This is a genomic window from Shewanella carassii, assembly GCF_019670705.1.
In the GTDB taxonomy this organism is placed as follows: domain Bacteria; phylum Pseudomonadota; class Gammaproteobacteria; order Enterobacterales; family Shewanellaceae; genus Shewanella; species Shewanella carassii.
In genome coordinates, this window is sequence record NZ_AP024618.1 from 3,355,695 (window position 1) to 3,362,500 (window position 6,806).

Genomic DNA, 6,806 nt, shown 5'->3' on the forward strand with positions numbered 1-6,806 from the left:
ATTGGGATATAATAGCCGCCATATAGCTGTTATTATTTTGCCATGAGAATCTCAATCCCATGATAAGTACCACCTTTGATCAGTATCTGGAGTTTCCAACCTCCTTCCCATTTAAAGTGGTTGGCGATGCCAGCGATACTCTGGCCGACCGCGTCGTCGAAGTCGTCCAGAAGCACGCCCCCGGCGATTACAGCCCTACCACCAAGGCCTCCAGCAAAGGCACCTATATCTCGGTGACCATAAATGTGAGAGTGACCAGCAAGGAACATATCGAAACCTTGTACACTGAACTTGCCGCTATTGAAGGCGTTCGCCGGGTACTCTGATACCTGGCACTCGGCAGAGAAAGTGTGATCTGGATTACATTTTTCCTGCCAAAGCGTATAATACCTGCCGGTATCAGAGAGTGAGCACAGCTTGATACTGATTGCTATCATCTCAAACAGAGGGGGAGACGTTGCCCTTGCCAGACAATACATTGCATATCCGCCACTTGGGTAACATGGATTATGAGACTGTATGGCATGCCATGCAGCACTATACCGACACCCGTGACGAACACAGCCCGGATGAACTCTGGCTGGTGGAGCATCCACCGGTTTTCACCCAAGGCCAGGCCGGTAAGAGCGAGCACCTGCTCAACACCGGTGATATCCCGGTGATCCAGGTGGATCGCGGTGGTCAAGTAACTTACCATGGCCCGGGGCAATTGGTCGCCTACCCTCTTATCAACATCAAACGGCGCAAGCTTGGGGTAAGACAGCTGGTTACCGACATAGAACAAAGCCTGGTGGAGCTGCTCAAGCGCTTCGATATTCCGGCCTATGCCAAGTCCGATGCGCCGGGTGTCTATGTCGAGGAGCGTAAAATAGCCTCTTTGGGGTTGAGGATCCGTAAGGGATGCTCATTCCACGGCTTGGCGCTGAATGTCGACATGGATCTCGCCCCTTTTCGTCGTATCAACCCCTGTGGTTATGCCGGACTCGAAATGGCCCAGTGCAAAGCGCTCGGTGGCCCCCAGAGTGTCGAGGAGGCAGGCCAACACCTGATTGAAACTTTTAGCCAGCGTTTGGGCTATGAGCAAACAGTGCATCACCAAGGATTAGCAGAGTCATATGAATAGGCCAGAAAGATTACAGCCCGGCGTGAAATTGCGGGACGCCGAAAAGGTCGCCCGTATCCCGGTCAAAGTTGTGCCATCAGAGCGCGACACCATGCTGCGCAAGCCCGATTGGTTGCGGGTTAAGTTGCCATCTTCCAATCAGCGGATCCTGGATATCAAACAGGCACTGCGTAAAAATGGCTTGCACTCAGTGTGTGAAGAAGCCTCCTGTCCAAACCTGGCCGAGTGCTTCAACCATGGTACAGCCACCTTTATGATCCTCGGTGCCATCTGTACCCGGCGTTGTCCCTTCTGTGACGTAGCCCATGGCCGTCCACTCAAGCCTGACGCCGAGGAGCCACTCAAGCTGGCACAGACCATCAAGGATATGAAGCTCAAGTATGTGGTGATCACCTCTGTGGATCGTGACGATCTGCGTGACGGCGGCGCCCAGCACTTCGCCGACTGTATCCGTGAGATCCGTAAACTCAACCCTGAGATCAAGATAGAGATATTGGTGCCTGACTTCCGCGGCCGTATCGATCAGGCGCTGGATATTCTGGCGACCGAGCCACCGGATGTATTCAACCACAACCTGGAAACGGCTCCGGCTCACTATCGTAAGGCCCGTCCCGGTGCCAACTATCAGTGGTCATTGGATCTGCTCAAACGCTTTAAAGAACGCCATCCGGATATCCCGACCAAGTCGGGGATCATGCTCGGACTGGGTGAAAGCAATGAAGAGATTGAACAGGTGCTCAGAGATCTGCGCGCTCACAATGTCAACATGCTGACTCTGGGCCAGTATCTGCAGCCATCTAAGTTCCACTTGCCGGTAGAGCGTTACGTGACTCCCAAGGAGTTTGACGACTTCCACAACCTGGCAACCGAACTTGGCTTTACCCACGCCGCCTGTGGCCCGCTGGTTCGCTCAAGCTACCATGCAGACCTTCAGGCCCAGGGGAAAGAGGTCAAATAGACCAAGCCCAAGCACCTAAAGAAACAGCGCCCACAGGCGCTGTTTTTCTATTTATGGGCACAATTAAAAGCTTTAGGGTTAGCGGCAAAGCTCTGACATAGCTGCCTCTGCCCATATTAACCGGGATGAGCGAAGAAGAGCCAAGAGAGACTAAGAGGAGTGAAGAGACAACTCCATCAGCAGAGCATCTTCCCGGCCCTCTTTGGCCTGATAGTAATCGGCCCTGGAGCCGGTCTCAATAAAGCCCAGGCGCCGATACAAGGCGATAGCGGCGGCATTACCCACCCTGACTTCCAGCAATAATCTCTCCACACCAGTCTCTTTAAGCAGCTCGATTGCCGCCTGTAATAATTGCCGCCCCAACCCCTGACCTTGTGCGGCAGGAGCGATACAGATATTCATCAGGGTCGCTTCCTCGAACAAGACCTGCAGCAAGCAAAAGCCTTGAAGCTCCGGTCCTACATATAACCCCAGAGCCCGGTAAAAACGGCCAAAGCAACTGCCCAGAGTCGCCTCACTCCAGGGAAACTCATGGGCCAGTTGTTCAATTTTCATCATCTCGTCGAGGTCATCGGCCTCCAAGGCTCTGATTGCAATAACCTCTGTCACTTCGCCTCCAACCTGTGCCAAATCTGTTGCCATAGGGCGCGCTTGCCCTCACTGCCTGACATCAATTGCGCCGGCTGCGATGAGTGTAGCCAGGCCCCTTCAACAGGCTCAGGGAACATATTCCATATCACCTCTTGCCCAGCCACAGGCCGATTACCGACGCTGCACTGCCTTGCATCCAATCCCAATAACGCCAACACCTTGAGCACCAGGGGATGTTGCAATACACGCTCGTCAGCATCAGGCACCAACAGCATGAAAGGCACCTGGGAGGGAGAGTCTTGTCTACTGCGCCACAGCTCTATTCCCATGGCGTGCAAATATTTATTCATGGTGATTGCGCTCCGCTTTAACGCAGTTTGAAAATGTCGCCCAAAACCCATAGCGAGGGACGAACAAGAAGGGCAAAAATGACTGAAAGAAACCCGCAACAGAGCTTCCAAGTTAAGCGCTTTAGAATACCAGCTTGCTCAGCAACTGTCTGTGACCTGAGAGCAAATCCCCCGGCAATCCACTTAAACAAAATCGATTGCAGACATCTACTTTATCCACTTTAACTAATTATCTTCCGGAGTAGTATAGAAAACAGATCATTTACGGAGGTTATATTATGAATATCAATATCGGGATCAACCAAGCCGATCGCCTGGAAATAGCCAACGGTTTGAATCGCTTACTTGCTGACACCTACAGCCTTTATCTTAAGACTCACAGCTTCCACTGGAACGTGACAGGCCCCATGTTCACCAGCCTACACCAACTGTTTGAAGAGCAGTACACCGAATTGGCTGCCGCGGTGGATGTCATAGCAGAGCGGGTCAGAGCCCTGGGTGAAAGAGCCTTGGGATCCTACAGCGCCTACGCCGCTCAGACCGAAATCAAAGAAGACTCAGGCATCACAGATGCCAAACAGATGCTTGAGGAACTGCTGGAAGGCCAGGAGATCATTATTCGCAACGCCCGGGCACTCTACCCTCTGGTGAACCAGGCCAATGACGAAGCAACGGCAGATCTGCTGACCCAGCGTATTCAGCTGCATGAAAAGACCGCTTGGATGCTGCGCAGCTTGTTAGTGCAGTAATCTGGCATCACTTTGATACGGCGTTCAGAAACGGCATGAATTAGCGGCTAATGCTGAAACAAACTGAGTATTGAACCTATACGGCTTACGCGTATTGCGTGAGCCGTTATCTTATTTAGCACCGGGCAGGGTTTAACCCTGTAACAGTAGTTTTAAAGATGTAGGCATACTGACAGTGCTAGATGGAAAATAAACGGGTCCATATCGACCTCAAGCACTTTATGATATCTACAAAAGGAAAACGGCCCGCATATTACTATGCAGGCCGTCTGGAATGTGGCAGGGGTGGCAGGACTCGAACCCGCAACCGTCGGTTTTGGAGACCGCTGTTCTACCAATTGGAACTACACCCCTGTGGAACGAGGGGCATTATGCTAAAAGCCTTCCTAAAGGTAAAGGACTTTTTGGTACAAACCTCGTCGATTGCAGCTTTTTCAGGCAAAGCTATGGCATTGTAGGCATCCAAGAGTTTCTGGGGACAACACCAGTAAGGTAAGGTTGCTGTAAACAACGAATTATCTGTACTAGCTCAGACCTGATCTGACAGTTACCCGATTTTTGAGTGCCGTTGTCAGATTAGATTTGGGCTAAATTCTTTTCCGCCCAAATCCGTTTTCCATCAATTAATGTTGCCATCGGTGTGCGACCGCAGCACATTTTGCCTTGATGGGTGCGTTCATTGTTATACAGCGCCAGCCATTCGTCCAAGTCTTTTTGCAGTTCCTCCAGTGTGCCGTATGTAGTGGCATAATGAATTTGGCCAACAACACCAAACGACGAGACTTTGGGTCAAACGGAGTAGCCGTCCCCGTGTCGTCAAACAGCAGCAATTTGATTATGGGTATCTGTTTGGGGCTGTGTGCCCAAGTAGCGGTAAAACGGAGGCATTGATTACGCCCTTGGTCAACAAAGATGTCATGATACTTCATCTTGAATTGATATCGTTGGCAACCGAGAGCGACCGGCATGCAGTGGTCATCGTTGATGGCACAGGCTGGCATACTATGGATACGGCGATGCCTTTCTCAAATCTCACTTTGATTAAACTGCCCACCTATTCCCCGGAGCTAAACCCCATCGAACAGGTGTAGAGTTGGCTACGCCAACGTCATCTCGCTAATCGCTGTTTCAAAGGATATGAGGACATTGTGGATGCTTGCAGTCAGGCTTGGAACAACTTCGTCAGCAGTACAAAGCGAGTGATAAAGATGTGCACCAGAGACTGGGCGAAAGTGACTGAAATTTAATGCGGAATGGTATAAAAAGTGAAAATAAAATTGGGCGTCTGGCGATGACCTGCTTCGAGCAAGCTCTCCGCGTTCGTCTGTCGCATCAAACTGAGTTTGATAAACGCGACAACCTCACCCTACTCCACATGGGATTGTACCTCACTACGTTTGGACTCTTTATCTTCCCCATGTGAGAGTGGACATATCAAAATGCATTAAAACGAAAAATCCCCAACACAAAGTGCTGGGGATCCATCGTTACTGTTTTGTCTTCACTTTTCTAAAAAGTGAAAACCAAAGTGGCGTCTGGCGATGACCTACTCTCACATGGGGAGACCCCACACTACCATCGGCGCGATTGCGTTTCACTTCTGAGTTCGGGATGGGATCAGGTGGGACCACAATGCTATTGTCACCAGACATATTCTTACTGGTTAATTGTCCGTCTGACGGTATTGCTCCAGCTTTATCAGCCAAAAAATCACCTGCGTCATTAACCTTTGTTCTTCAATTCAGAAAGCTGTTGCTTTGAAATATGGTGGTCGCTACTGGGATCGAACCAGTGACCCCCTCCTTGTAAGGGAGGTGCTCTCCCGGCTGAGCTAAGCGACCGGTATTCTTGGCTGTGCTCTTTTCAGAGCCTGAGTTCAAACTTCAATCAAGTATCGACTTCTTCAAGTCCGTAAAACCCATCTGGGTTGTATGGTTAAGCCTCTCGAGTCATTAGTACAGGTTAGCTCAACGCCTCGCAACGCTTACACACCCTGCCTATCAACGTCCTGGTCTCGAACGGCTCTTCAGAGGTCTCTAGGACCTAGGGATGACTCATCTTGGGGCTCGCTTCCCGCTTAGATGCTTTCAGCGGTTATCGATTCCGAACGTAGCTACCGGGCAATGCCATTGGCATGACAACCCGAACACCAGCGGTTCGTCCACTCCGGTCCTCTCGTACTAGGAGCAGCTCCCCTCAATCATCCAACGCCCACGGCAGATAGGGACCGAACTGTCTCACGACGTTCTGAACCCAGCTCGCGTACCACTTTAAATGGCGAACAGCCATACCCTTGGGACCGACTTCAGCCCCAGGATGTGATGAGCCGACATCGAGGTGCCAAACACCGCCGTCGATATGAACTCTTGGGCGGTATCAGCCTGTTATCCCCGGAGTACCTTTTATCCGTTGAGCGATGGCCCTTCCATTCAGAACCACCGGATCACTATGACCTGCTTTCGCACCTGCTCGACGTGTCTGTCTCGCAGTTAAGCTGGCTTATGCCATTACACTAACCGTACGATGTCCGACCGTACTTAGCCAACCTTCGTGCTCCTCCGTTACTCTTTGGGAGGAGACCGCCCCAGTCAAACTACCCACCAGGCACTGTCCCTAACCCCGATTAGGGGCCCAGGTTAGAACATCAACACTACAAGGGTGGTATTTCAAGGTTGACTCCAACAAGACTGGCGTCTCATCTTCATAGTCTCCCACCTATCCTACACATGTAGGGTCAATGTTCAGTGCCAAGCTATAGTAAAGGTTCACGGGGTCTTTCCGTCTAGCCGCGGGTATACGGCATCTTCACCGCAATTTCAACTTCACTGAGTCTCGGCTGGAGACAGCGTGGCCATCATTACGCCATTCGTGCAGGTCGGAACTTACCCGACAAGGAATTTCGCTACCTTAGGACCGTTATAGTTACGGCCGCCGTTTACCGGGGCTTCGATCATGAGCTTCTCCGAAGATAACCCAATCAATTAACCTTCCGGCACCGGGCAGGCGTCACACCGTATACGTCATCTTGCGATTTT

General features: G+C 51.2%; 6 protein-coding genes, 2 tRNA genes, 2 rRNA genes and 2 pseudogenes (1 of these 12 only partly in view). 5 read left to right on the forward strand and 7 right to left on the reverse strand.

Translation table 11 applies throughout. The features are described 5' to 3' along the window. The first annotated feature begins 59 nt into the window (after nucleotides 1-59). From ybeD to lipA, 3 genes are all read left to right on the forward strand, one after another. On the forward strand, nucleotides 60-326 hold the full coding sequence (gene ybeD / locus K5621_RS15205; RefSeq protein WP_028781166.1) for a DUF493 family protein YbeD: 267 nt from the start codon (nucleotides 60-62) through the stop codon (nucleotides 324-326). Nucleotides 327-463: 137 nt separating this feature from the next. Further along, nucleotides 464-1,123, forward strand: a complete 660-nt coding sequence (lipB, locus tag K5621_RS15210) for a lipoyl(octanoyl) transferase LipB (protein ID WP_039035899.1) — start codon at nucleotides 464-466, stop codon at nucleotides 1,121-1,123. Then, the gene (gene lipA / locus K5621_RS15215; protein WP_025009861.1) at nucleotides 1,116-2,081 is read left to right on the forward strand and encodes a lipoyl synthase; all 966 of its coding nucleotides are present in this window, start codon (nucleotides 1,116-1,118) and stop codon (nucleotides 2,079-2,081) included. Before lipB ends, lipA begins: the two co-directional genes overlap by 8 nt. 150 nt (nucleotides 2,082-2,231) lie before the next feature. Here lipA and rimI read toward each other — a convergent pair whose 3' ends face one another. Together rimI and K5621_RS15225 are read right to left on the reverse strand one after the other, a co-directional pair. Next, on the reverse strand, nucleotides 2,232-2,690 hold the full coding sequence (rimI, locus tag K5621_RS15220) for a ribosomal protein S18-alanine N-acetyltransferase (RefSeq protein WP_245003092.1): 459 nt from the start codon (nucleotides 2,688-2,690) through the stop codon (nucleotides 2,232-2,234). Further along, nucleotides 2,687-3,022, reverse strand: a complete 336-nt coding sequence (locus tag K5621_RS15225; RefSeq protein ID WP_028781162.1) for a DNA polymerase III subunit psi — start codon at nucleotides 3,020-3,022, stop codon at nucleotides 2,687-2,689. Before K5621_RS15225 ends, rimI begins: the two co-directional genes overlap by 4 nt. A gap of 278 nt (nucleotides 3,023-3,300) precedes the next feature. Here K5621_RS15225 and dpsA point away from each other — a divergent pair, with 278 nt between their 5' ends. Next, nucleotides 3,301-3,771, forward strand: coding sequence for a DNA starvation/stationary phase protection protein DpsA (gene dpsA / locus K5621_RS15230; protein ID WP_025009858.1), 471 nt, complete (start codon nucleotides 3,301-3,303; stop codon nucleotides 3,769-3,771). 277 nt (nucleotides 3,772-4,048) lie between these two features. Here the strand turns inward: dpsA and K5621_RS15235 are convergent. Both K5621_RS15235 and K5621_RS15240 read right to left on the reverse strand, forming a co-directional pair. Beyond that, nucleotides 4,049-4,125 (reverse strand) — tRNA-Trp (locus K5621_RS15235). A gap of 222 nt (nucleotides 4,126-4,347) precedes the next feature. Next, a pseudogene (locus K5621_RS15240) lies at nucleotides 4,348-4,509 on the reverse strand (IS481 family transposase); the annotation flags it as partial. A 17-nt stretch (nucleotides 4,510-4,526) separates the two neighbouring features. Between K5621_RS15240 and K5621_RS15245 the strand changes: the two are divergent. Beyond that, nucleotides 4,527-5,018, forward strand: a pseudogene (locus K5621_RS15245) (IS630 family transposase); the annotation flags it as partial. A gap of 286 nt (nucleotides 5,019-5,304) precedes the next feature. On the opposite strand, the gene rrf reads toward K5621_RS15245, so the two are convergent. The 3 genes from rrf to K5621_RS15260 all read right to left on the reverse strand — a co-directional run. Beyond that, nucleotides 5,305-5,420: ribosomal RNA gene (gene rrf / locus K5621_RS15250) — 5S ribosomal RNA — on the reverse strand. Nucleotides 5,421-5,536: 116 nt separating this feature from the next. After that, nucleotides 5,537-5,612: transfer RNA gene (locus tag K5621_RS15255), tRNA-Val, on the reverse strand. A gap of 90 nt (nucleotides 5,613-5,702) precedes the next feature. Next, a 23S ribosomal RNA gene (locus K5621_RS15260) occupies nucleotides 5,703-6,806 on the reverse strand (it continues 1,788 nt past the right edge of the window).

Excerpts from the sequence above, each read along its gene's own strand:
- lipA (WP_025009861.1), top strand. The coding sequence starts at position 1,116 with ATGAATAGGCCAGAAAGATTACAGCCCGGCGTGAAATTGCGGGACGCC.
- K5621_RS15225 (WP_028781162.1), bottom strand. The coding sequence starts at position 3,022 with ATGAATAAATATTTGCACGCCATGGGAATAGAGCTGTGGCGCAGTAGA.
- ybeD (WP_028781166.1), top strand. The coding sequence starts at position 60 with ATGATAAGTACCACCTTTGATCAGTATCTGGAGTTTCCAACCTCCTTC.
- dpsA (WP_025009858.1), top strand. The coding sequence starts at position 3,301 with ATGAATATCAATATCGGGATCAACCAAGCCGATCGCCTGGAAATAGCC.